The 2,004-nt window shown below is 64.5% G+C and carries 1 protein-coding gene; it reads right to left on the bottom strand.

Features of this window, described 5'->3' with window-relative positions; translation table 11 throughout:
- Window positions 1-103: 103 nt before the first annotated feature.
- Complete coding sequence (gene ltrA / locus C6N31_RS42070) at window positions 104-1,306, bottom strand: group II intron reverse transcriptase/maturase (RefSeq protein WP_232486337.1); 1,203 nt, start codon at window positions 1,304-1,306, stop codon at window positions 104-106.
- Window positions 1,307-2,004: the final 698 nt, after the last annotated feature.

Below are 2,004 nucleotides of genomic sequence, written 5' to 3'. Positions count from 1 at the left end.
TGAGTAGGGTCGGGGACTGGCGCGGTGGCTGACGCTCCGTTTCCAGTCCCCGCCGCTTCAAACCGTGCATGCAGTTCTCCCGCACACGGCTTTCCGACATCGTTCACCGGCTGGCATGCGCCGTCGCCCTGCGCACATTTCCGGTAAGACGGTAGACACCGAGCCGAGTGATCCACCCGTTCGTAAATCGGGTGGCCCAGTTCCTGCCCGCGAGTCTGTGTTTCGCGCTGGCGAAAATCGCCAGCCGCTCGTGGACGTAGCCATCAACTACGTTGAACTTCCGCCCGGAGTTCCCGTTGCGGAAGTACGCAGCCCAGCCCCGCAGCACGGGGTTGAGATCGGCTACCACAGCGGATACTGGCCGTTCAGTCTTCGAACGAGCGGTCGCCGCGCGGACTTTGTCCCGCAGCACCCGCATCGCTCTGGCCGAAGGCCAGCGTTGCAAGTAGTACTTGCCCCGCCATTTCCACGACTCCATCTTCCGGTGGTGGAAGCCAAGGAAATCGAAGCCCTGTCCGCCTCCGGTGAGGCAGATGATGCCGGTCTTCTCCGGGTGCAAGCGCATCCCGAGCTGTTCCAGCACTCGCGCCGCCAATTCACGGGCCTGTTCAGCCCGTTGTGCGGTCGGCGACAGGACCACGAAATCATCGCAGTACCTCACCAGTGTCCCCAGCCGGCGGCCTTCGCTCTGCCACGCCTCATCGAGAACGTGCAGCGCGATATTCGCCAGCAACGGGGAAATCGGTGAGCCCTGTGGGGTTCCTGCCCCGGTCGGGGATGTCACCCCGCCCTCCAGAACTCCCATCCACAGCCAGGCCCGGATCAGCTTCAGCATCGACCGGTCCACCACACGCCGTGCCACCTGGGCCATCAGCGCCTCATGGTCGATCGTGCCGAAGCAGTCCCGGATGTCGGCCTCGAACACCCACTCCCGCCGCTGGTTCGCCGCGACGCGCACGGCTTCGCACGCGTCGATCGCGGACCGTTTCGGCCGAAATCCGTAGCTCGCCTCGGTGAACTGGGCTTCGAATACTGGTTCCAGGACCAGTTTCGCGGCCGTCATCACCACCCGGTCCGCCACGGTGGGGATCGAAAGCGGCCGGAGCTCGCCCGGCCGCCCCGGTTTGGGAATCTGGACCCGTCGCAGCACCGACGGACGATACGTATGCGTCCGTAGTCTCTGCGAAAGGTCCTGGAGGAATGCATTCACCCCCGAGGTTTCCACCGCCTCAACGGTCATGCCGTCCACACCGGGGGCTCCTCGGTTTGCGCACACACCGGCCCATGCCCGCCTGAGAACGTCCATGCGGTGGACATGGCCATACAGGGTATGAAACCGGCGTTCGGGTTCTTGCTTGGCACAGCGGTAAAGCGTCCGCTGCAGGGTTCGGACCTTGTCCAGAGAACGACGGCCCGGTCCTGCGGCGCCTTCCTCCCGGCGGATGGAACTAGCCGAAACGGCACTCATCCGAGTCCCTCCATGTTCGCGAATCGCATCGATGAAGCAGGGGCCCTTCGCTCCCAGCGGGTTGTGTTGTCCCGCCGATCATCACTACTACGACCCCCTCCGACTGCCTCTCGGCAACCCTCCATTTCCCGGTTCTGCCGGTTATAGGAAGGTCACGCTTCCCGGGCCGCAAACCCGGGGCCGAGGAGGCTCTCTCCAGTTCCCAGGACAACCTTCCGACCATTCCACGCCCCTTACGCCGGGAGGTTCTTCGGCGACCGCTCCAGGTCCGAGATCGCCTTCCGTGGCCTTCGCCAAACAAGCACAGGCTCGGCTCCTCCTTGGCCCGCCCATGGGCGGGGGTTAAATGACGACGCTGCAGGCTTCACTTCATGTTGCGGACTGGTCGGTTGCACGCCCCCGGAGGGCGCTTGTCACTCCACTTCGACGCCACCATTTCGGGTGACGCCGGGAGTCAGCTACCGGGGACCCTGGCGTCTCCCCGGACCGGACTTTCACCGGCTGGCTATCCTGAGCTTGACGTCCGGTTACATCAC

Source organism: Streptomyces fildesensis (assembly GCF_016107395.1).
GTDB lineage: Bacteria > Actinomycetota > Actinomycetes > Streptomycetales > Streptomycetaceae > Actinacidiphila > Actinacidiphila fildesensis.
This window is presented reverse-complemented; position numbering and strand designations above follow the sequence as displayed.